Here is a 21,812-nt window from a genome sequence, read left to right on the forward strand (position 1 = left end):
GGTCTGATGCCGATGCAGCGAGGCGCCTTGCCGGATCGCAGCCATCTGCTATCGGGTCCTTTGAAGAGGATCAGGATTTCTCCATGACTGAACCGGCCGCGTCTGCAGCAGGCCCCCTATCGTTCGGACCATTCGTCGTGACGCCGCACGAGAGGCTGGTGACGCGCGACGGCGGCGCGCTGCCGCTTGGCGCGAAGGCCTTCGACATGCTGATCGCGCTGATGTCGCGGCCGAACGAGGTCGTCAGCAAGTGGGATCTGATGGCACTGGTGTGGCCCGGCCTGACCGTCGAGGAAGCCAGTTTGCGCTTTCATATCGCAGCTCTTCGCAAGGCACTCGGCGACGGCAAGGACGGCGCACGCTACATCACCACGCTGTCCGGGCGCGGTTATTGCTTCGTGGCGCCGATCACGAAGGCGGACGCCTCGACAGAGCGACGCTCCGCATCGCGGGTGGACCTGCCGCCTGTGAAACTGCCGAACCGGCTGCAGCGGATGGTGGGACGCGACGATGCGGTCGCCGCCGTCTCGGACAAGCTCATCACCTCGCGCTTCGTCACGATCGTCGGCCCGGGCGGTGTCGGCAAGACCGCGGTCGCGGTGGCGATCGCCCACGACCTGCTCGAAACATTCTCCGACGCCGCACATTTCGTGGACCTTGCCGCGCTCAGCGATCCCGATCTCGTGATCACTTCGATCCTGCTGATGCTCGGCCTGCCGGCACAGACCGACGATCCGATGCCCGCGTTGCTCGCGCATCTCCGGGACAAGCGGATGCTGCTGATCCTCGACAATTGCGAGCACGTCGTGGCGGCGGCCGCTCCGCTGGCTGCGGAGATCTTCCACGCCGCGCCGCATGTTCATATCCTGGCCACTAGTCGCGAGGCCCTGCGCGTCGAGGGCGAGCAAGTCTATCGACTGGCGCCGCTTGCCGTTCCGCCTGACAGCGCTGGACTGACGGCGACCGCCGCGCAGACCTATCCCGCGCTTCAGCTCTTCCTCGAACGGGCGACGGCCAGCGGCGCGCAGATCGCTCTCGACGACGCCAATGCCGCGATCGTCGCGGGCATCTGCCGCAAGCTCGACGGCATGGCGCTCGCGATCGAGCTGGCTGCCGGCCGGGTCGAAGCCTACGGCCTGGAGCAGACGGCGGCGCTACTCGACGAGCGCCTCAACCTGCTCTGGCAGGGTCAGCGTACCGCACCGCCACGGCAGAAAACATTGCAGGCGACGCTGGACTGGAGCTACGGGCTCTTGTCCGATACCGAGCGCCTCGTGCTGCGCAGGCTTGCGGTCTTCGCCGGTCACTTCCCCATCGACGCCGCGCTCGAGGTCGTCCCGGACGAGCGCGTCGACCGCTCCCGCCTGTTCGACGCCATCGACAGCCTCGTCGCCAAGTCGATGGTCGCGCCGCGACCGATCGGCGCCATGATGCGCTACCGACTGCTCGATACGACGCGCGCCTATCTGCTCGAGATCGAGCCGAACGAAGCGTCACTCGCCGCCCGCCACGCCAGCTATTACCGGCGCTGGCTGGAGCAGGCCGGCTCGACATGGGCAACGGTGCCGAGCGCCGACGAACGGGCGATCCATTTCTCCGCGCTTCACAACGTGCGCGCTGCGCTGGACTGGTGCTTCGGCACCGGCGGCAATTTCAGCATCGGCATTGCGCTCGCCGCTGCGGCGGCACCGATCTTCCTTGCGATGTCATTGCTGATCGAATGCCGGCGCTGGTCGGAACGGGCGCTGCTCGCGATCGATCCCCCGTCGCGCGGCAGCGCCGAGGAAATGCACATCCAGGCCGCACTCGGACTGACCTTGATGTTCACCCGCGGCGGCAGCGAAGCGGCACGCGGCGCACTGAGCAGAAGTCTTGCAATCGCCGAGGCGCGCGGGGACGAAATCAACCAGCTCCAGCTGCTGGGCCGCATGCATATCTTCCACGAGCGGATGGGAGAGTTCGACGCTGCCCTCGGCTATGCCCGGCAGAGCCTTACCGTCGCCGAGAGGCTGGGCGATGCCGCCTCCATCGCCCTCGCCCATTCGCTCCTGGGTGTCTCGCTGCATCTTGCCGGCGAACATCGCGATGCGCTGAACATGCTGGAGGCCGCATGGCAGGGTCCGGGCACGGAACGGATCAGCACGGTCTATGGCTTCGACCACCGCAATCGGGCCGGCATCTCGCTCGCGCGAGAGTTTTGGTTGCAAGGCCGGTCCGCGGAAGCGTTGCAGCTGGCACGGCAGACGGTCGCGGATGCTGCGCAGATGGATCACCCGATCACGCTCTGCATCGCGCTGATCTGGGCGGTCTCGATCGATCTCTGGAGCGGAGACCTCGACGGCGCGGAAGAGAACATCGACCGCTTCATCGCCCATGCCGAGTCGCGCTCAATGGGCCCTTATCTCGCCGTCGGCCGAGGCGTCAAAGGCGAGCTGGCAATCCGGCGCGGCGACGCCGCTGCCGGCGTCGAGACGATCAGAGCCTGTCTGCGCGAGCTTCACGACGCAGGCTACGAGCTGCTCACCACGACCTTCAACATCGCGCTTGTTCAGGGCCTGCTGGCGCTCGGAGAGGTCGAGCAGAGCGCCGGCCTCATCGATGAGGCGATCCACCTCGTCGATGAGAGCGGCGATCATCTGTACATGCCGGAACTGCTGCGCTTGAAAGCCGGGGTCCTGCTGGTTCTCCCGGAGCCGGATCCCGGGGAAGCCGAAGGCCACCTGATGCAATCGCTGGAGCTTGGCCGTCGCAAGGGCGCGAGAGCCTGGGAACTGCGAACCGCGATCGATCTTGCGCAGCTTCTTGGCAAGCAGCGGCGCCGCAGGGACGCAAAATTGTTGCTTCAATCGGCTCTCGAAGGCGTCGTCGAGGGCTCCGAGACTGCGGATATCAGGGCAGCCAACGAGTTGCTGCAGGCACTCTAAGCCGCGCAATCGACTGATAGCGGATCGAACCCGCCTTCCTTCCGGCACGACCAATATCCGGGCGGTTTTGCCGCCCGGAGCGCTGTCCCATGGACTGGACCTGGTATCTCTTCCGCTTCGACGGCCGCATCAACCGCGCCCTGCTGTGGCAGGCGCTGCTGATCGTCGCGGTGCTGGCGGCCCTGCTTGGGGTGATCGGTCAGGTGGTTCACCTCCTCAGCGCCGAGGGGGCGTTGAAGCTGTCCATCAAGCTCGATTTCAACTTCGGCCTCGACGATCTCTTCAAGCTGGTCGATCCCCGGGCCTATCGCTCGCCGCCGTCCCTTGATCGCTCGGATCTGATCCTGAAGGGGTCCGGCCTGGCGCTGTTCTCATGGATTTTCCTGGCGACGACAATCAAGCGGCTGCACGACCGCAACAAGAGCGGCTGGTGGATCGTTGCGTTCTTCTTCATTCCCGGCCTCTACAGCCAGTTCTCGGACCTGCTGCCCGACTCCCATTGGACGCTTCCATTCGATCTCTCTGCTTCCATCCTGTGGCTGTGGGGCTTGGTCGAAATGTTCTGCGTGCCCGGCACGTCAGGCCACAACCGGTTCGGTCCCGATCCACTGGCCAAGGTCGAGGGCAAGGCCGCCTCGCCCCTCGCGAAAGGCTGGGACCAGCTGCGCGAGATCGAATTTGTCCCGCCCAGTGCTAGCCCACCCGGCGGAATGCATGTTAAGCGGGGCTCATGACCGATGCCCTTTCCATTGCCCGCGATCTCATCCGCTGCCCCTCGGTGACCCCGGCCGATGCCGGTGCGTTGGGGGTGCTTGAAAAAGCCCTCGACGCTGCCGGCTTCACCTGCCACCGCGTGACGTTTTCGGAAAGCGGCACCGCCGATGTCGACAATCTCTATGCACGGATCGGCAGCGAAGGGCCGCACATCACCTTTGCCGGGCACACCGACGTGGTGCCGCCCGGGGACGAGAGCGCCTGGAGCGTCGGCGCATTCTCCGGCGAGGTGAAGGACGGTTTCCTGCACGGGCGCGGGGCAGTCGACATGAAGGGCGGCATCGCCTGCTCGGTTGCCGCGGTGCTGGAGCATCTCGCCGCCAATGACGGCAAGCCGCGCACGGACGGCACGGGCTCGATCTCGTTCCTGATCACCGGCGACGAGGAGGACGTCTCCATCAACGGCACGATCAAGCTGCTCAAATGGGCGGCCGAGCGCGGGGAAAAGTTCGACCATTGCGTGCTGGGCGAACCCTCCAATGTCGAGGCGCTCGGCGACACCATCAAGGTCGGCCGCCGCGGCTCGCAATCCGGTACGCTGTATGTCGATGGCGTTCAGGGCCATGTCGCCTACCCGCATCGCGCCTCCAACCCGGTGCCGGACATTTCGCGGCTGATCGTAGCGATCTCCGACGAGCCGCTGGACCATGGCAGCGCGCAGTTCCAGGCCTCCAATCTCGAATTCACCTCGGTCGACGTCGGCAACAAGGCCAGCAACGTCATCCCCGGCGAGGCGCGCGCAAAGTTCAACATCCGCTACAACGACAATCACACCCAGGCCAGCCTGCGCGAGCTGGTCGAAACGCGCCTGGCAAAGGCGTGCGGCAATCGCATCCGCGCTCGCATCGTCTGGGATCCCTCAAACTCCAACGTGTTCGTGACCAAGCCCGGCCCGTTCACTGACCTCGCGGTGTCCGCGATCGAGGAGGTGACCGGCCGCAAGCCCGAGCTGTCGACCTCAGGCGGCACCTCGGACGCACGCTTCATCTCGAGCTACTGTCCAGTGATCGAGTTCGGCCTGGTCGGCCAGACCATGCACCAGGTCGACGAGCGCGTGCCGGTGGTCGATCTGGAGAAATTGACGAAGGTCTATCGGGGAATTTTGGCAAGGTATTTTGGGTAGGGCGCGGCTATCGCCTTCCTCCGTCGTCGCCGCTTACTCCGCCGTCATGCCCGGGCTTGTCCCGGGCATCCACGTTCTTCGGCACGTCTGGTAAGAAAGGACGTGGATGGCCGGGACAAGCCTGGCCATGACGCCATTGGTGGCATCAGGCATCAATAATCCACCTTCACCAGGTACAGCCCCTCAGGCGGCGCGACGATGCCGCACGCCGCGCGGTTGCGGGCTTCGAGCGCTGCGGAGAGATCGTCCGCGGACCAGCGGCCTTCGCCGACCCAGACCAGCGATCCCACCATCGAGCGCACCTGGCTGTGCAGGAAGGAGCGCGCCGAGGTGATAACCGTCACCTCGCGGCCATCGCGGAGCACATCGAGCTGGTCCAGGGTCTTCTCCGGCGACTTGGCCTGGCACTCGGTGTCGCGAAAAGTGGTGAAATCGTGCTTGCCGATGAGGCGCTGCGCGGCCGCACGCATCGCGTCGGAGTCGAGCCGCCGCGGCACCCGCCAGGCGTGGCCGACGTCGAGCGCGAGATTGGCGCGGGTGTTGACGATGCGGTAGCGGTAGTGGCGCTTGACCGCCGAGAAGCGGGCCTCGAAAGTATCAGGGACGATCTCGGCTTCGAGCACCGCGACCGGATGCGGGCGCAGATGCGCATTGAGGCCGTCGCGAAAACGGTCGGCACGAAACTCCTTGGCGATGTCGACATGCGCGACCTGGCCACGCGCATGCACGCCGGCATCGGTGCGGCCGGCGCCATGCACCCGCGCATCCGCGCCGGTCATCGCCTTCACAGCCGCTTCCAACGCGCCCTGCACCGACGGTAGCGTCTCCTGCACCTGCCAGCCGTAGAACGGCGCGCCGTCATATTCGATGGTGAGCTTGTAGCGGGGCATCTTGTCCAGTTTCGCTGTCATCGCCCGCCTTGAGCGGGCGATCCAGTACGCCGCGGCCTTTCCGTTCAACCGAGAAGTCTCGGCGTACTGGATACTCCGCCTTCGCGGGGTATGACAGCGTTAGGTAAATTTCGCACCCGCCTTCAGCGGCACGCCGCGCAGGAAATCCGCGGCCTGCATCCGGGCCTTGCCTTCGCGCTGAAGCTCGAGGATGCGGATCGCGCCGTCGCCGCAGGCGATGGTGAGGAGGTCGTCGAGCACCTCGCCCGGCGCGCCAGAGCCTTTCGTCAGCTCACAGCGCAGGATCTTCACGCGAGCGTTCTCGCTCACCCCGGCAAGTTCCGCCCAGGCGCCGGGAAACGGCGACAGGCCGTGGATGTGGCGCAGCACCTCGCGCGCGGGTCTGGTCCAGTCGATGCGCGCTTCGGCCTTGTCGATCTTGGCGGCATAGGAGACGCCATCCTCGCTCTGCTTCCTGAGCTGGAGCCCGCCGCGGGCGAGCGCGGCCATCGCGCGCACCATCAGATCGGCGCCGAGGCGCGAGAGGCGATCGTGCAGGTCGAGCGCGGTCATGGTGTCCGTGATCGCGATGCGCTCGGCCATGGCGACGTCGCCGGTGTCGAGGCCGACATCCATCTTCATCACCATGACGCCGCTCTCGGCATCACCGGCCATGATCGCGCGATTGATCGGCGCCGCGCCGCGCCACCGCGGCAAGAGCGAAGCGTGCAGATTGTAGCAGCCGAGCTTCGGCGCATCGAGGATCGCCTGCGGCAGGATCATGCCGTAGGCGACGACGACGGCCGCATCGGCGTCGAAGGCGCGAAACTCTTCCAGTGCCTCCGGTGTTCTCAGCGTCTTCGGCGTCAGCACGGGAACGCCGAGTTTTCGCGCGGCCTCCTCGACCGGGGTCGGCTGCAATTGCAGCCCACGCCGACCGCCCGGCTTCGGCGCCCGGGTATAGACGGCGGCGATCTCGTGGCCATGCGCGACCAGTTCGAGCAGCGTCGGCACGGAGAAATCGGGCGTGCCCATGAAGATCAGGCGAAGGGGCATTTACGGAGAACCTTACTCCCCCGCGCGCTTGGCGGCTTTCTCGAACTTCTTCATCACGCGGTCGCGCTTGAGCTTCGACAGATAGTCGACGAACAAGACGCCGTTAAGATGATCGATCTCGTGCTGGATGCAGGTGGCGTAGAGGCCTTCGGCGTCCTCCTCGTGCACCTTGCCGTCGAGATCGGTGAAGCGCACGCGCACCTTCGCAGGCCGCTCGACCTCTTCATAATATTCGGGAATCGACAGGCAGCCTTCCTCGTAGACCGACAGCTCCTCCGAGGAAGCGATGATCTCCGGATTGATGAAGACACGCGGAAGCGGCTTGGTCTCGCCGTTCTCGTCGCGTTTGGCGAGATCCATGGTGATCAGGCGCAGGGGCTGCGCGACCTGGATCGCCGCGAGCCCGATGCCGGGCGCGTCGTACATGGTCTCGAACATGTCGTCGGCAAGCTTGCGGATCTCCGGCGTGACCTTCTCGATCGGCTTGGAGACCAGACGCAGCTGCTTGTCGGGCAGGATGATGATTTCTCTGAGGGCCATGGCGGCGATTTAAGCCCCGCGCCGGATGCGGTCAATGCGGCCAGGAACCCGTTAACGGTCCGCTAACCATAAATCTAAGGACTTCATTAACCATAAAAATCAGGGGTTTGTTAACCATATGCGTTCCCTATTCGTTCGCCAAATGACGCGAATCGGCTAGAAGGGCCGACATGAACGAGATCATTTTCATGGCTGGCGACTGGCCGGTGCGCGTCATCGACGCGCTGATCGGCTTCGGGGCCCTTGTCCTCATCCTGCTGGTGGTGATTGCGGTGGTGATCGCGCGATCGGGCCGGCGCGGTGCGGAACTCGCCATGGCGCACGCAATCCGGGCCGACGAGCTCGAGGAGCGTCTCAGCCAGGTGCTGCACGCCCAGAGCGAGGCTTCGGGCCGGGTCGACGCCATGACCCAGGCGCTGGCCGGCCGCCAGGCCGAGATGGCGCGAGCGGTCAACGAGCGGCTTGATTCGGTGACCCATCGCGTCGGCCAGTCCATGGAACACTCGACCCGCAACACCATGGAGAGCCTGCGCGCACTGCACGAGCGGCTCGGCATCATCGACAACGCGCACAAGAACCTCACAGACCTCACCACGCAGGTGACGACCCTGCGCGACGTGCTCGCCAACAAGCAGTCGCGCGGCGCCTTCGGCCAGGCGCGGATGGAGGCAATCGTCCAGGACGGCCTGCCGAAGGGTTCTTACGAATTCCAGTTCACGCTCTCGACCGGCAAGCGGCCCGACTGCGTCGTCTTCCTGCCCGACCAGCGGCCGCTCTGCATCGACGCAAAGTTTCCGCTGGAAGCGATGACCGCGCTGCACGACGCCCGCAGCGACGAGGCGCGGCGGGTCGCATCGCAGCGGCTGCGCGGCGACGTGATGAAGCATGTCAGCGACATCGCCGAAAAATATCTCGTCACCGGCGAGACCCAGGAGATGGCACTGATGTTCGTGCCGTCGGAATCGGTCTACGCCGAGATCCATGACGGTTTCGACGACGTGATCCAGAAGGCCTATCGCGCTCGCGTCGTGCTGGTGTCGCCCTCGCTGCTGATGCTCGCTATCCAGGTGATGCAGCAGATCATGAAGGATGCGCGCATGCGCGACGCCGCCGACCAGATCCGCACCGAGGTGATCAAGCTCGGCGACGACCTCGGCCGCCTGCGCGAGCGCGTGCTGAAGCTGCAAAAGCATTTTTCCGACGTGAACGAGGACGTCCGCCAGGTGCTGATCTCCGCCGACAAGATCGAAAAGCGTGCGGGGCGAATCGAGGAACTCGATTTCAGCAAGACAGATGCGCCGGCCGAGGGCCCGCGGCTGGTGGCAACTGGCGCGCCGGAGCTGTTCCCGAGGAAGCTTCAGGCCGGGGAGTAGAGTTGTAGTGAACTGTCATGCCCCGCGAAGGCGGGGCATCCAGTACACCGCGGCGGCCGTGATTGAACCGGGATGCCGGTGATACTGGATCGTCTGCCTCCGCGGGCGATGACGGTGGAATGAGGGGCGGCAGATGAGCGGACGCTGCTACTACGTCTACATTCTCGCCAGTCAGATTGGCGGCACGCTCTATATCGGCGTCACGAACGATCTCATTCGCAGGGTGGCGCAGCACAAGTCCAAATTGATCGAGAGCTTCACGGAAAAATATAAAGTCTCGCGGCTGGTCTATTTCGAGCAGTTCGATGACCCCGAGAACGCAATCAAACGGGAGAAACGGCTCAAGAAGTGGAACAGAACCTGGAAGATCCGCTTGATCGAACAGCACAACCCGAATTGGGATGATCTTTATCATGAGATCGCCGGGCCACCATGAGGTGGTCATTCCCCGCGAAGGCGGGGCATCCCGTACGCCGCGGCGGCCGTGATTGAACCAAGATGCCGGTGATTACTGGATCGTCCGCCTGCGCGGACGATGACACCGAAGGGGGTGTTAACGGCCTTCCGCCTCACTGGCGCCACCAGAGTCTTTTCCCCCAGAATCTGCTAACACCTCCCCATGACCGCACCCGACGCGACCTCCCCCGCCGACGCCCCCGCGACCTCATGGCGCGACAGCCTTGCCGTGTACCTGCAGCCGCGGGTGCTGATTGTGCTGTTCCTCGGCTTCTCGTCGGGACTGCCGCTGGCGCTGTCGGGTTCGACGCTGCTGGTGTGGATGCGGGAGGCCGGGGTCGATCTCAAGACCATCGGCCTGTTTGCGCTGGTCGGCACGCCCTACACGCTGAAATTCCTGTGGGCGCCATTGGTGGACGCGCTGCATGTGCCACTGTTCACCCGCACCTTCGGACGGCGACGCGGCTGGCTGGTGTTCTCGCAGTTGCTGCTGATCGTCTCGATTCTGCTGCTGGCGCTGACCGACCCCGCGCGCTCGCCGTTCTACGTCGCGCTCGGCGCGCTGCTGGTGGCAACGACGTCCTCCACGCAGGACATCGTGGTCGACGCCTTCCGCGTCGAGAGCCTGCCCGAGAGCGAGCAGGCCGCCGGCATGGCGGCTTACGTTGCGGCCTATCGCATCGGCATGCTGGTCTCGACCGCGGGCGCGCTGTTCATCGTCTCCGGCTTCGAGGGCACCGGCATTACGCGACAATCGGCCTGGATGTGGGGCTATGTGGTGATGGCGGCGATGGTGCTGATCGGGACGATCACGGCGCTGGCCGCGACCGAGCCCGAGCAATCGGTGCGGGCTGAAGCTGCGACGCAAGCGGAGACCGCGTTCACGCGCGTGCTGCACGCGGCGATCGGCGCCTTCTCGGAATTCCTGTCGCGGAAGGACGCGCTCGCAGCGCTCGCCTTCGTCGTGCTGTTCAAGTTCACCGATGCATTCTCCGGCACGATGACGGCACCGTTCGTGATCGACCTCGGCTTCACCCGCAACGACTATGCGGCGATCGTGAAGGGCGTCGGCCTCGCCGCAACGCTGATCGGCGGCTTTGCCGGCGGCTTTTTCGCGCGGCGTTACTCGCTGGCGACATCGCTCTGGATCGGCGGCGTGGTGCAGGCGCTGGCCAACCTGTCCTTCTCCTGGCTCGCAGTGGTCGGCACCAATCAATGGGCGCTGGCGCTCGCAATCTGCGCCGAGAACTTCACCAGCGCCATCGGCACCGTGATCTTCGTCGCCTATCTCTCTGCGCTGTGCCAGAATCCGCTGCACACGGCGACGCAATATGCGCTGCTCACTGCGCTCGCAGCGGTGGGGCGGACATATCTTTCGTCAGGTGCCGGCTTCGTCGCGGAGACGACCGGCTGGGCGCTGTTCTTCGTGATCTGCGTGCTGGTGGCGATCCCGAGCCTGATGCTGCTGGCCTGGTTGCAGAAGCGCGGGCATTTCGAGACGCTGGGGCCAGTGCGCGTCTAGAGCATTATCGGTTCCGATTGAATCAGAATCTAGCGCTGCATCTCCTTCCGGACTCGGCCGTTGAGCATCTCGAAATCGGCAACGAGCGCATCGCAAGCGGCCTTGGATGCTTCGCACAGTACGTTCATCCGGATGACGACGTCATTTCCTTCCTGCACGGCGCGGCGTTGGATGGCTGCCGGATAGGCCGGATGGCCGGCCGGCGGAAACGACCACAGGCTCAGCATGGCCTCATCCTCGATCACGGTCCATCCCGACCGGATGGACGTCTTCACCCCCGGCTTGGCGCGCAGCGACTCGAGCGCAACGGCCGCCGTCGGATAGGAGGTTGCGTCCGGTGCGGCTGAGACCGGTGAAGGAGTTGCGCTGGCCAAGGCCAGCAGGACGGCAAGGCATATTCCGCGCACGGCTGAGCAACCTTCCGAAAATTCGATCGCTTGCACTATGCACGACGCACAACCGGAGATCAAGGCAGTGACCGTCGCCTCCGGCAGGGCGTCCGGCGCGTCTTTCCTACTGCTTCTTGATCAGACTCCACTTCGTGATCACGGCCTCGCTCATCTGGCCGGGATCGCTGGCGCAGGCGACCTCGTCGACCTTGATCGAGATTTCCTTGCCGACGAACGATTTCAGCTGCGTGGCCTGCGCGTCGCTGGAGGTGACGAGCTGGAACGTCTCGGGGCCGGTCTCGAGGTTGCAAAGCCCGTTCGGCGGCGGCAGGCGGCGCGGCTCGGACGTGATTTGGTAGGTGGCGACGCGCTTGCCGTTCTTGACGTCACGCACTTTCATCGCATTCAATTCGCCGGAGAGCACGTCACCGGTGTTGATCGGCTTGCCGGGCTTCGAGGGCGGCGGCGCCTCATCGCCCTGCTGCGCGGAGATGGCCGGGCTCATCAGCATCGTCATCGTAGCGACCAAAGCCAGCCGTGTGGCGAATCGTTTCGTCATGTCGTCCGTTCCGTAGCGTCTTCGGGATTGCTAGAACAAGGTGCGCTGCCGCATCGCAGCCGATAGCGTACCTTCGTCGAGATAATCAAGCTCGCCGCCAACAGGCACGCCGTGGGCGAGGCGCGTCACCTTGACATTGGCGTCCTGGAGCAGGTCGGTGATGTAATGCGCCGTGGTCTGGCCGTCGACCGTCGCATTCAGCGCCAAGATGATCTCGTGCACCTGTGCATCATGCGCGCGCGCGACCAGCGCGTCGATAGTGAGGTCCTGCGGGCCGACACCGTCGAGCGGCGACAATGTCGCGCCCAGCACATGATAGCGCCCCTGGGTGGCATTTGCCCGTTCCAGCGCCCAGAGATCGGCGACGTCGGCGACGACGACGATAATGGATGGATCGCGCTTCGGATCGGTACAGACGGTGCAGGGATTCTGCGTGTCGATGTTGCCGCAGGTCTTGCAGACCTGAACCTTGTCGAGAGCGACCTGCAAGGCGCCCGACAGCGGCATCATCAGCGCTTCGCGCTTCTTGATCAGATGCAGCGCCGCGCGCCGCGCGGAGCGCGGACCGAGGCCCGGCAGCCGCGCGAGGAGCTGAACCAGCCGCTCGATTTCGGGACCTGCAACCGCACCCATCTTATTGGCCGAACAGCCCCGGCGGCAGGCCGAGCCCGCCGGTCAGGGCCTGCATCTTCTCCTGCATCGCCGCCTCGGCCTTGCGGCGCGCGTCGGCAAAGGCGGTGACGAGCAAATCCTCGAGCACCTCGCGCTCTTCCACCTTCATCAGCGAGGGATCGATCTTGACGCCCTTGACGTCCATCTTCGCGGTCATGCGGACCGCGACCAGGCCACCGCCGGAGATGCCTTCGACCTCGACACTGCCGAGTTCGTCCTGCATCGCCTGCATCTTGGATTGCAGCTGCGCCGCCTGCTTCATCATGCCGAGAAAATCAGCCATCGGTGCTTGTCCTTGAAAGAGGCTCAGAGATCGTCGCCGTCGGAACCGTCGGGCGGATCGTCACTGCCATAGTCGGCGTTAATATTGGATTCCGGCGCCTCGGGGGCAAGCCTTCGGACCTCGACGACCTTCGCACCGGGGAAACGCGACAGCACCTCCTGAACGCGCGGATCGGCCTCGGCGGTACGCGCGTGTTCCTGCTTCGCCGCCTGGTTCACCGAGCGCAGCGTCGGCTGGCCCTGCTCGTTGGAGACGATCACGGTCCAGCGGCGGCCCGTCCAGAGCTCGAACTTGCGTGCAAGCTCGCTGATCATGGTCTTGGAGGCGTTGGGCTCGAGCGCGACCTCGAGGCGGCCCTCCTCGAAACGGACGAGGCGCATGTCGCCTTCGAGCGCGCCCTTGGTCATGAGGTCGCGCTTCTGCCCCGCCAGCGCAACGAGCTGGGTGAAGCTGGTGATGCGGAGCTGGGGGGCGGCCCCTTGCGGATCCGGCGCGGGTGCCGCCATCTGCGGCCGGGCCACACCGCCGCCGAACGAAGACGGTGACGATGTCGGCGCGCGCACGGGCGCGGCGGCAGCAACAGGCGCGGCGGAGGCAACCGGCGCGGACGGCGCGCTGCGCGCCGCACTTCCGCCGCTCACGACCGGCGAGCCGCCGCCATTCTGCTCCAGCATCCTGATGGCTTCGTCGGGCGTCGGCAGGTCCGCGACATAGGCGATGCGCACGAGCACCATCTCGGCGGCGGCTGCCGGGCGCGTCGCGGCCTGCACCTCGGTGATGCCCTTGAGCAGCATCTGCCACATCCGCGACAGCACGCGCATGGAAATCTTGGACGCGAAGTCTCGTGCGCGAACCCGCTCGGTCTCGCCATAGGCGACGTTGTCGGCGGTCGCCGGCACGATCTTCACGCGGGTGACGAAATTGACGAACTCGGCGAGGTCCGAGAGCACGACGATCGGATCGGCACCGACGTCGTACTGGTCGCGGAACTCTTTGAACGCGGCCGCGATGTCGCCACGCACCAGCGAATCGAAAAGGTCGATGACGCGGGTGCGGTCGGCGAGCCCCAGCATCTGCCTGACAGCATCGGCCTTCACCTGCCCCGCTGCATGCGCGATGGCCTGGTCGAGCAGCGACAGCGAATCGCGCACCGAGCCTTCCGCGGCACGCGCGATGATGCCGAGCGCCTCCGCCTCGATCTCGACGCTTTCCTTGGCGGCAATGTTGGCAAGGTGCTTCATCAGCACATCGGCCTCGACGCGGCGCAGGTCAAAACGCTGGCAGCGCGACAGCACGGTGACCGGAACCTTGCGGATCTCGGTGGTCGCGAACACGAATTTGGCGTGCTCCGGCGGTTCCTCCAGCGTCTTCAGGAAGGCGTTGAACGCCGCCGTCGACAGCATGTGGACTTCGTCGATGATGTAAACCTTGTAGCGGGCGCTAGCCGGCGCGTAGCGCACGCTGTCGTTGATCTGGCGGACGTCGTCGACGCCGGTATGCGATGCCGCGTCCATCTCCAGCACGTCCATGTGCCGGCTTTCCATGATCGCCTGGCAGTGCACGCCCAGGGTCGGCATGTGGATGGTCGGGCCCTTCACCGAGCCATCCGGCATCTCGTAGTTGAGCGCTCGGGCAAGAATGCGCGCAGTGGTGGTCTTGCCGACACCGCGAACGCCGGTGAGGATCCAGGCCTGCGGAATCCGCCCGGTCTCGAACGCATTGGAGACGGTGCGGACCACGGCCTCCTGGCCGATCAGATCATCGAAATTGGAGGGGCGGTATTTGCGCGCCAGCACCCGGTAGGGCGTGCCAGCCTGGCTGGCGCTGTCGGGATTGGGAGGGGCGCCAGCGTCGGTCATCGGTCGATCCGCAATGAAATCTCTCTCGGCCGGCTTTTGCGGAAAGGAGCGCGCTGGCGGGACATCCCGCCGGCGCAATTCGCTCGAAAAACAGGTAGGAGACTGACGAGCGACCCGATCCGGACCTCGTTAGGGCTGCTTCCTTCCGGACCTGACCCGGTTGGCGAGTGGCTCGTCCACCGCCAATCTCCCGGTCCCTATTTGGGGCCAAAGGGAGCGGAAAGCAAGCGGGTATCGGCTTGAGCAGGTTGGGTTTGCCCAGCATCCGGGCAATTCCCGGCCTGCCCAGCCGATAGGCTGTGCTTTCGCTGATGGGACCACCTTGCTAAGAACGCTGCCGGAACTCCACCCAACCAGAAAAGCGATTGATCCCAATGGTTACACGTCGTGATGTTGCATCGATTGTCGGACTTGGCGCGGTGACCGCGGCCGCACTGGCCGCTCCGGCCGTGGCCCAGACGGCCGACTCGAACGAATCGACCTTCGCCCGCATCCGCCGGACCAAGAAGATGCGGATCGGCGCGGTCGGCGGCGGCGCGCCCTACTACATGAAGGACCTCGCCTCCGGCCAGTGGAAGGGCTTTTACATCGACATCGCCAAGGGGCTCGCCGACGACATGGAGGCCGAGCTCGAGATCACCGAGACCACCTGGGGCAATTCGGTGCTCGATCTGCAGGCCAACAAGATCGACATCTTCTTCGGCCTCAACCCCACGCCGAAGCGCGCGCTGGTGGTGGACTTCTCGGTGCCGGTCTTCAACAACGCCTTCGCCATCCTCTGCAAGAAGGACTTCAAGCCGAAGAGCTGGGCCGAGCTGAACTCGCCCGACATCAAGATCGCCGTCGACCAGGGCTCCTCCCACGACCAGGTCGTCAGCCGCCTGACGCCGAAGGCGCAGATCACGCGGCTGAAGACCGCAGACGATGCCACCGCCGCGCTGCAGACCGGCCGCGTCGATGCGCAATGCCTGATCACCATGCTGTCGCTGACCGTTCTGAAGAAGAACCCCTCGCTCGGCCAGCTCGTACTGCCGACGCCGATCTTCGCCACCACGTCGAATGCCGGCTTCCGCCGCGAGAACGACAAGACCTGGCGCGACTACGTCAACACCTGGATCGACTTCAACAAGGGCCTCGGCTTCATCCGCAACGCGATCATCACCAACATGGAGCTGGTGGGCGTGACCGAAGCAGACATTCCGCCGGGCGTTTCGTTGTAACCACTGATGAGATCAGGGCTGGCTCGCTCCGCGCACTCGACTCTGCCCCCTCTCCCGCGTGCGGGAGAGGGTTGGGGAGAGGGTGTCTCGGCTGGCAAGACTCCCCTAGAGGAAAGAGCCCTCACCCGCGTCGCATCTTCGATGCGACGCGACCTCTCCCGCAAGCGGGAGAGGTGAAGCAAGAAAGCACGCATGTATCAGTGGGACTTCGGCATCCTCTGGAGCTATCGCTGGCTCTTTCTCAACGGGCTCGGCGTCACCGTCGGCTTCACGGTTGTCATCGTGGTGTGCGGGCTGCTGTTCGGCCTCTTAGGGGCCTTCGGCAGCCTGTCGCGCTTCAAGGCCATACGCCTTGCCGCGCTCGCCTTCATCGAAGCGTTCCGCTGCACGCCGATCCTGGTGCAGCTGATCTGGTTCTACTACGCGCTGCCGATCCTTGCCGGCGTCGAGATGACGCCGATCACGGCCTCGGCGCTGGCGCTCTCGCTCTATGGCGGCTCGTTCTATTCGGAGATCATCCGCGGCGGCATCGTCTCGATCGACAGCGGCCAATCCGAAGCCGGCGCCGCCCTCGGCATGACACCAATCCAGACCATGCGCCGCATCGTGCTGCCGCAGGCGATCAAGCGCATGATCCCGGCGCTGATGAACCAGTCGATCATCCAGTTCAAGAACACCTCACTGGTCTCGGTGCTGGCGGTGCCCGACCTCGTCTATCAGAGCCAGGTCGCCGCCCATGACAGCTACCGGCCGTTGGAAACCTACACCGCCGTCGCGGTCGCCTATGCGGCGATCCTGATTCCGCTTACCATCATCGTCCGGCGCGGCGAGAAGCGACTGGCGGTCAGCGAATGAGCGAGACGCCCAAGACCACCTCGAAGATCGAGATCCGCGGCCTGCGCAAGAGCTTTGGCAGCAACGAGGTCTTGAAGAACATCAATCTCGACGTCGCCAAGGGCGGCGTCGTGGCGTTGATCGGGCCATCCGGCTCGGGCAAGTCGACGCTGCTCCGCTGCATCAATCTCCTGGTCGTGCCCGACGGCGGCAGCGTCCGCGTCGGCGATACGCGCTTTGCGTTCGGCGAGGGCACGAAACTGCCCGACGTGAAGACGCTGGCAGGATTCCGCGCCACCACCGGCATGGTCTTCCAGCACTTCAACCTGTTCCCGCACATGACGACGCTCCAGAACGTGATGGAGGGGCCGGTCACGGTGCGACGCATGGCCAGGGCAGACGCCGAGAAGCTCGCGCGTGAGCAGCTCGCCAAAGTCGGCCTTGCGGAGAAGGCCGACCAATATCCGGCGACGCTCTCGGGTGGGCAGAAGCAACGCGTCGCCATTGCCCGCGCGCTCGCGATGGAGCCGGACGTGATGCTGTTCGACGAGGCCACCTCCGCGCTCGATCCCGAGCTCGTCGGCGAGGTGCTGAGCGTGATGCAGCGGCTGGCCTCCGAAGGCATGACCATGGTCATCGTCACCCACGAGATCGCGTTTGCCCGCGAAGTCGCCGACCGCCTCATCTTCATGCGCGATGGCGTCGTGGTCGAGGAAGGCCCCGCACGGCAGGTGATCGACAACCCGCAGGAGGCCGCGACGCGCGCCTTCCTCAGCCATTTCCACCGCACCGGCGCGCTGCCGCCGGCCAATACAGTATCGTGATGCCCAATATCGACCGCGTCTATCTCGTCACCGGGGCCGCCAGCGGCATCGGCCGCGCTACCGCGAAATTGCTCGCGGCGCCTGGCGTCGGGTTGCTGCTCCACACGCGCGCGAACGCGGAAGGCCTCGACGCCACCGTCGCAGAGACCGAAGCGCAGGGCGCCGTGGTGGCTAAGTGTCTGGGCGATCTCGCCGAGCCAACTGCGACAACGGACGCCATCGCCGCCGCACAACGCGCCTACGGACAGATCGACGGATTGATTCTCGTAGGCGGCCACGCCCGCCGCGGCAGCGCGATCGGCACGCCGCCGGATCAGTTCCGCCAGGCCATGGACGAATCGGCACTGGCCTTCACGCGGATGGTCGATGCCGCGCTGCCGCTGCTGCGCGCCGGGCGAGACGCGAGGATCGTCGCAGTATCCTCCTTCGTCGCACACGCGATCCGGCCCGAATTCGCGCCGTTCGCGGCGACGGCCGCGAGCCGTTCCGCGCTCGAAGTGCTGGTGCGCCTCACTGCGGTCGAGCTGGCCAATGACGGCATCACCGTCAATGCGGTGGCGCCGGGCCTCATTCTCAAGGACAAGCCGAGCGAGAGCCGGCTGTCACCCGAGCAGATCGCCGCGACGGAAGCGCTGATCCCGATGCGCCGCCGCGGGCGGCCGGAGGAAGTGGCCGAAATCATCGCCTTCCTGGCATCACCGAAGGCGTCCTACGTCACCGGCCAGGTCTGGCACGTCAATGGAGGCCTGACATGACCGAAGCAACCATCGAACGCATCAGGCTGTTCCTGATCGAGAGCCCGATCAAGATGGCGCGCCTGCAAGGCGTCGGCAACGTCAAGGGCACGGTGAAGCGCGTGCTGCTCGAGCTCACCTCCAGCGACGGTGTGACCGGTTGGGGCGAGGCGGCGCCGTGGGAAGTGTTCACGGGGACGCCGGAAGCGGCCTTTTCCGCACTCGACATCTATCTGCGCAGCATCGTGCTCGGCAAACCCGTGCGCCGCATCCGCGCGCTGATGACCGAGCTCGACCGCGCGCTGGTCGGTCATGCCGAGGCCAAGGTCGCAATCGAGATGGCGCTGCTCGACATCGTCGGCAAGTCGTCGGGACTTTCGGTCGCCGACCTCCTCGGCGGCCGCGTGCGCGACACGATTCCCCTCTCCTTCTCGATCGCCGATCCCGATTTCGCCGCCGACCTCGACCGCATGCGAAAGATGGTTCCGGACGGCAATGCGATTTACAAGGTCAAGACCGGCGTGAAGCCGCACCGCGAGGATCTCGACCATCTCGAAGCGATCCGGAAAGAGTTCGGCGACAAGGTCGATTTGCGCGTCGACTACAACCAGGCGCTGGCACCGTTTGGCGCCATCAAGATCCTGCGCGATGTCGAGCAGTTCGCACCGACCTTCATCGAGCAGCCGGTGCCGCGCAAGTTTCTCGACGTCATGGCGCAGCTCACCGCGGCGCTGGAAACGCCTGTGCTCGCCGATGAAAGCTGTTTCGACCGCCGCGACATGATGGAGGTGATCCGCCGCGAGGCGGCAGACGCTGTCTCGATCAAGCTGATGAAGGCCGGCGGCCTGTTCGAGGCACAGGCGATCATGGCGATCGCCGACATCGCCGGCCTGCCCGGCTATGGCGGCACGCTGTGGGAGGGCGGCATTGGCCTTGCCGCCGGCACGCAGCTGATTGCGGCGACGCCGGGCATCTCGCTCGGCTGCGAATTCTACATGCCGCATCACGTGCTGACCGAGGACGTGCTGGAAGAGCGCGTCGCCAACCGCGGCGGTCACGTTGTCGTGCCCGACGGCCCCGGTCTCGGGATTCGTGTGAGTGAGGCCTCGGTCCGGGCCAATGCGCGGGTGCTGGCGGAGGCGTGATTCCGTCATTCCGGGGGCGCGCGCAGCGCGAGCCCGGAATCCATGAGCACAGGGCCGTGTTTGGCGAGGGCTGGCAACTCCGAGTCTTCGCCAAGCTACTCCCTGTGGCTATCGCGACGAGCGCAAGCGCTCGCACGGGGGTCCCGGATCTGCGCTTCGCTTGTCCGGGACGACGAGCGAGTATGCAGAAGCAGCTGGGCCCCAACCTTCCCCTCGCCAAATCCGTATCGTAAGGTCCGACCAAACGCGCCCGCCTCATCGGGCCATCCGGAAACACATATGCCTGATCCCGCCTGGTCGCTGCACTCCCGCCTGAAAGAGGACACCATCGACATCGGCGATCTGCCGCTGTCGAAGGTTCTGGTCATCAAGGACGCGCATTATCCCTGGCTGCTGCTGGTGCCGCGGCGGCCCGACGCGGTCGAGATCATCGACCTCGACGAGGTGCAGCAGGCACAACTGATGACCGAGATCTCCCGCGTCTCGCGCGCGCTGAAGGAGATCACCAAATGCGACAAGCTCAATGTCGCGGCGCTCGGCAACCTCGTGCCGCAACTTCACGTCCACATCATCGCACGCCGGACCAGCGATGCTGCCTGGCCGCGGCCGGTATGGGGCGTGATGCCACCGCTGGCACACGATGCCACCGAGGTACAGAATTTCATCAGCGCGCTTCGTCGCAAGATCTGGTTGGGTTGAAAGAAAAATTAATGTCCGCATTCGACGCATTTCCGCTGGGGCAGCCGGCCTTCGTCACCAACGTCCTCGATCGCGCCGCACATCTGCGCCGCGATGACGAAAAGCTGTTCGCGATGGAGCAAAAATCCTCGTCGCGCGCCTACGTCATCTACCGCGACTCCCTCCTGGTGAAGCGCGAGAGCGAAAAGGTGCGCGCACTGCTGTCGATCGACGAGGCGCTGAAGTGCGGCGCCAATCCCGGCACGATCTTCCTCGGCCTGCGCGACGGCGCCGCGGTGTTCGGCATGGGCCTATCGCAGGCCGCGGCCGAAAAGCTGGTCGGCCGCGAGGACTACACCGTCACCGAGCTGCGTGGCATGGCGATGCAGGGCGCAATTCCACCGCAGGAACTCTCGGCAGTGGCGATGGCGAAATCGATGGTGAGCTGGCACCAGCGCCACGGTTATTGCGCCAATTGCGGCGCGCGCAGCGCGATGAAGGAAGGCGGCTGGAAGCGCGAATGCCCTGCTTGCAAGGCCGAACATTTTCCGCGGACCGATCCGGTCGTGATCATGCTGGTCGCATCAGGAGACAAGTGCCTGCTCGGCCGCCAGAAGCAGTTTCCGCCGGGCATGTATTCCTGCCTCGCCGGCTTCGTCGAGGCCGCCGAGACCATCGAGGATGCGGTGTGCCGCGAAATCTTCGAAGAGTCCGGCATCCGTTGCACCGACGTGCATTACTACATGACCCAGCCCTGGCCCTATCCGTCGTCGCTGATGATCGGGTGCAGCGCGCGGGCGCTGAACGAGGACATCATCGTCGATCACTCCGAACTGGAAGATGCGCGCTGGTTCACGCGGGAGGAGGCAGCCCTGATGCTGGCGCGAACGCATCCGGACGGGCTCGCCGGTCCGCATCCCTTCGCCATCGCCCATCACCTGCTCGGCCGCTGGGTGTACGACCAGAGCAGCGCTTAAGCAGAACCGCTGATGGCCGCATCAGGCATCGCGCCGCGCATCCTCTGCATCGGCATTCCCGTGCGCGACCTGACCTTTCGCGTCGAGGCCGTGCCGGAGCGCGGCAGCAAGGCGAATGCCACCCATCTCGCGGAGATCTGCGGCGGCAACGCGCTCAATGCCGCGATCGCCATCGCACGGCTCGGCGGCCGCGTCGCCTTCGCAGGTCCGATGGGTGACGCCAGCGAGACGGCGAGCGGCTTCATCCTCGGACGGATGGCCGCCGAGCACATCGAAACCACGCACATTGTGCGCATGCCTGGTGTCGTGACGCCGGTCTCGGCGATCATGATCGAGCCATCCGGCGAACGGACGCTCGCCATCTATCGCGATCCCGCCCTGTGGACCGTGAAGCTGCCGGAGGCCGACGACCTGCTGGCCGATTGCCGCGCGGTGCTCGTCGAAAGCCGTTGCGCTTCGTTCTGCACCGATCTCTGCGCCGAGGCGCGACGGCGCGGCATTGCCGTGGTCGGCGGCGTCGACCGTGCGATGGCACTGACGGATGCCCTGCTCACGGCCGCTTCCCACCTCCTGTTCGCCAGCGAACAGATCCAGGAGACCGCCGGCCTCGCCGACGACGGCGAAGCGTTGAAACGTCTGGCCAGGGCGACGCCGGCGTTCCTGGCTGCCACCCGCGGCCCGCGTGGCACGATCTGGCTGAACGAGCGCGGCGGACTGGAGGAGACGACGGCCTTCCCGGTTCAGGCGGTCGATACGCTCGGAGCCGGGGACGTCTTCCATGGCGCCTTCACACTTCGGCTCGCCGAAGGCGGCGACCTGCGGGAGGCGCTGCGATTCGCCGCAGCCGCCGCAGCGCTGAAATGCACCCGCCACGGGGGTGGCCTTGGCGCTCCGCAACGCGCTGAAGTTGAAGAGTTTTTACGCAATCAGCTGGAGCCCGCCCGCGGTCAGGCGCCGGGAATATAGACTTGCGAGAGAAA

At 65.4% G+C, this 21,812-nt stretch carries 22 protein-coding genes and 1 other RNA gene; 14 read left to right on the plus strand and 9 right to left on the minus strand.

Translation table 11 applies throughout. The annotated features are described in order from the left end of the window. Positions 1–83 precede the first annotated feature (83 nt). From GPL20_RS06860 to dapE, 3 genes are all read left to right on the plus strand, one after another. The gene (locus tag GPL20_RS06860) at positions 84–2,924 is read left to right on the plus strand and encodes an ATP-binding protein (RefSeq protein ID WP_157328822.1); all 2,841 of its coding nucleotides are present in this window, start codon (positions 84–86) and stop codon (positions 2,922–2,924) included. Between the two features lie 89 nt (positions 2,925–3,013). Then, a complete protein-coding gene (locus GPL20_RS06865; RefSeq protein WP_157328823.1) occupies positions 3,014–3,658 on the plus strand; it encodes a DUF805 domain-containing protein in 645 nt (214 codons plus the stop codon). Next, the gene (gene dapE / locus GPL20_RS06870; protein ID WP_157328824.1) at positions 3,655–4,821 is read left to right on the plus strand and encodes a succinyl-diaminopimelate desuccinylase; all 1,167 of its coding nucleotides are present in this window, start codon (positions 3,655–3,657) and stop codon (positions 4,819–4,821) included. Before GPL20_RS06865 ends, dapE begins: the two co-directional genes overlap by 4 nt. 152 nt (positions 4,822–4,973) lie before the next feature. Here the strand turns inward: dapE and truA are convergent, their stop codons facing one another. The 3 genes from truA to def all read right to left on the minus strand — a co-directional run bounded on the left by truA (position 4,974) and on the right by def (position 7,307). Beyond that, positions 4,974–5,711, minus strand: a complete 738-nt coding sequence (truA, locus tag GPL20_RS06875) for a tRNA pseudouridine(38-40) synthase TruA (RefSeq protein ID WP_167532929.1) — start codon at positions 5,709–5,711, stop codon at positions 4,974–4,976. A 120-nt stretch (positions 5,712–5,831) separates the two neighbouring features. After that, on the minus strand, positions 5,832–6,767 hold the full coding sequence (gene fmt / locus GPL20_RS06880) for a methionyl-tRNA formyltransferase (RefSeq protein ID WP_157328826.1): 936 nt from the start codon (positions 6,765–6,767) through the stop codon (positions 5,832–5,834). 12 nt (positions 6,768–6,779) lie between these two features. Next, the gene (gene def / locus GPL20_RS06885; protein WP_157328827.1) at positions 6,780–7,307 is read right to left on the minus strand and encodes a peptide deformylase; all 528 of its coding nucleotides are present in this window, start codon (positions 7,305–7,307) and stop codon (positions 6,780–6,782) included. Between the two features lie 170 nt (positions 7,308–7,477). On the opposite strand from def, the gene GPL20_RS06890 reads away from it, so the two are divergent. The 3 genes from GPL20_RS06890 (at position 7,478) to GPL20_RS06900 (ending at position 10,658) form a co-directional block, all read left to right on the plus strand. Then, on the plus strand, positions 7,478–8,680 hold the full coding sequence (locus GPL20_RS06890; protein WP_157328828.1) for a DNA recombination protein RmuC: 1,203 nt from the start codon (positions 7,478–7,480) through the stop codon (positions 8,678–8,680). Between the two features lie 133 nt (positions 8,681–8,813). Further along, entirely contained in the window at positions 8,814–9,116 is a 303-nt protein-coding gene (locus tag GPL20_RS06895) for a GIY-YIG nuclease family protein (RefSeq protein ID WP_157328829.1), read from the plus strand. Between the two features lie 183 nt (positions 9,117–9,299). Further along, positions 9,300–10,658, plus strand: coding sequence for an AmpG family muropeptide MFS transporter (locus GPL20_RS06900; RefSeq protein WP_157328830.1), 1,359 nt, complete (start codon positions 9,300–9,302; stop codon positions 10,656–10,658). A gap of 29 nt (positions 10,659–10,687) precedes the next feature. Here the strand turns inward: GPL20_RS06900 and GPL20_RS06905 are convergent, their stop codons facing one another. The 6 genes from GPL20_RS06905 to ffs form a co-directional block, all read right to left on the minus strand. Beyond that, positions 10,688–11,065 carry a molecular chaperone DnaJ gene (locus GPL20_RS06905; RefSeq protein ID WP_167532922.1) on the minus strand — a complete coding sequence of 126 codons (378 nt, stop codon included), beginning with the start codon at positions 11,063–11,065 and terminating at the stop codon, positions 10,688–10,690. A 106-nt stretch (positions 11,066–11,171) separates the two neighbouring features. Next, positions 11,172–11,606, minus strand: a complete 435-nt coding sequence (locus tag GPL20_RS06910) for a hypothetical protein (RefSeq protein WP_157328832.1) — start codon at positions 11,604–11,606, stop codon at positions 11,172–11,174. Positions 11,607–11,636: 30 nt separating this feature from the next. Then, on the minus strand, positions 11,637–12,239 hold the full coding sequence (gene recR, locus GPL20_RS06915) for a recombination mediator RecR (protein ID WP_157328833.1): 603 nt from the start codon (positions 12,237–12,239) through the stop codon (positions 11,637–11,639). Position 12,240: 1 nt separating this feature from the next. After that, a complete protein-coding gene (locus GPL20_RS06920; protein ID WP_157328834.1) occupies positions 12,241–12,561 on the minus strand; it encodes a YbaB/EbfC family nucleoid-associated protein in 321 nt (106 codons plus the stop codon). Positions 12,562–12,584: 23 nt separating this feature from the next. Beyond that, entirely contained in the window at positions 12,585–14,420 is a 1,836-nt protein-coding gene (locus GPL20_RS06925) for a DNA polymerase III subunit gamma/tau (protein WP_157328835.1), read from the minus strand. 94 nt (positions 14,421–14,514) lie between these two features. Then, positions 14,515–14,611, minus strand: an RNA gene (gene ffs, locus GPL20_RS06930) — signal recognition particle sRNA small type. A 183-nt stretch (positions 14,612–14,794) separates the two neighbouring features. On the opposite strand from ffs, the gene GPL20_RS06935 reads away from it, so the two are divergent. The 8 genes from GPL20_RS06935 (at position 14,795) to GPL20_RS06970 (ending at position 21,798) form a co-directional block, all read left to right on the plus strand. Further along, positions 14,795–15,640, plus strand: a complete 846-nt coding sequence (locus GPL20_RS06935; protein WP_157328836.1) for a transporter substrate-binding domain-containing protein — start codon at positions 14,795–14,797, stop codon at positions 15,638–15,640. A 192-nt stretch (positions 15,641–15,832) separates the two neighbouring features. After that, positions 15,833–16,495: an amino acid ABC transporter permease gene (locus GPL20_RS06940; protein WP_157328837.1), complete on the plus strand. Its 663-nt coding sequence runs from the start codon at positions 15,833–15,835 to the stop codon at positions 16,493–16,495. Beyond that, positions 16,492–17,298, plus strand: coding sequence for an amino acid ABC transporter ATP-binding protein (locus tag GPL20_RS06945; RefSeq protein WP_157328838.1), 807 nt, complete (start codon positions 16,492–16,494; stop codon positions 17,296–17,298). Before GPL20_RS06940 ends, GPL20_RS06945 begins: the two co-directional genes overlap by 4 nt. After that, a complete protein-coding gene (locus GPL20_RS06950) occupies positions 17,298–18,053 on the plus strand; it encodes an SDR family NAD(P)-dependent oxidoreductase (RefSeq protein ID WP_157328839.1) in 756 nt (251 codons plus the stop codon). Before GPL20_RS06945 ends, GPL20_RS06950 begins: the two co-directional genes overlap by 1 nt. Next, on the plus strand, positions 18,050–19,177 hold the full coding sequence (locus GPL20_RS06955; RefSeq protein ID WP_157328840.1) for a muconate cycloisomerase family protein: 1,128 nt from the start codon (positions 18,050–18,052) through the stop codon (positions 19,175–19,177). The genes GPL20_RS06950 and GPL20_RS06955 overlap by 4 nt, the downstream gene beginning before the upstream one ends. 279 nt (positions 19,178–19,456) lie before the next feature. Beyond that, on the plus strand, positions 19,457–19,876 hold the full coding sequence (locus GPL20_RS06960) for an HIT domain-containing protein (protein WP_157328841.1): 420 nt from the start codon (positions 19,457–19,459) through the stop codon (positions 19,874–19,876). 11 nt (positions 19,877–19,887) lie between these two features. Beyond that, positions 19,888–20,832, plus strand: a complete 945-nt coding sequence (nudC, locus tag GPL20_RS06965; RefSeq protein ID WP_157328842.1) for an NAD(+) diphosphatase — start codon at positions 19,888–19,890, stop codon at positions 20,830–20,832. A 12-nt stretch (positions 20,833–20,844) separates the two neighbouring features. Then, on the plus strand, positions 20,845–21,798 hold the full coding sequence (locus tag GPL20_RS06970) for a sugar kinase (RefSeq protein WP_157328843.1): 954 nt from the start codon (positions 20,845–20,847) through the stop codon (positions 21,796–21,798). The last annotated feature ends 14 nt before the right edge of the window (positions 21,799–21,812 follow it).

Origin of the sequence: Bradyrhizobium cajani (assembly GCF_009759665.1) — a bacterium.
In the GTDB taxonomy this organism is placed as follows: domain Bacteria; phylum Pseudomonadota; class Alphaproteobacteria; order Rhizobiales; family Xanthobacteraceae; genus Bradyrhizobium; species Bradyrhizobium cajani.